Annotated in this window: 1 protein-coding gene; it reads left to right on the top strand. The window is 44.7% G+C overall.

Features of this window, described 5'->3' with window-relative positions; all coding sequences use genetic code 11:
* Nucleotides 1-141, top strand: a 141-nt coding sequence (locus tag ACEO2X_RS14870; RefSeq protein ID WP_371972231.1) for an IS66 family insertion sequence element accessory protein TnpB, incomplete at its 5' end; no start/stop codon positions are given.
* Nucleotides 142-208: the final 67 nt, after the last annotated feature.

Below are 208 nucleotides of genomic sequence, written 5' to 3'. Positions count from 1 at the left end.
ACTGCTGCAATCAGCCAACCTATTGATGAGAGGATCACGTTGTGTATCACCGTGCCTCATACGAATAATGATATTCAGCTAAAATGGCAGACATCAGAAATACCTGCCTTGGCAGAATTACTCAAGGCACTGGCAACATGATCCGTATCAATGAAATTTGGCTCTCTACCCAGCCCATGGATATGCGAGCAGGAATGGATACTGTCAT

Source organism: Acinetobacter sp. AL9 (assembly GCF_041464035.1).
Classification (GTDB): domain Bacteria; phylum Pseudomonadota; class Gammaproteobacteria; order Pseudomonadales; family Moraxellaceae; genus Acinetobacter; species Acinetobacter towneri.
Note: the sequence above shows the minus strand (reverse complement) of the source record. Positions and strands in the feature narration are given on the sequence as shown.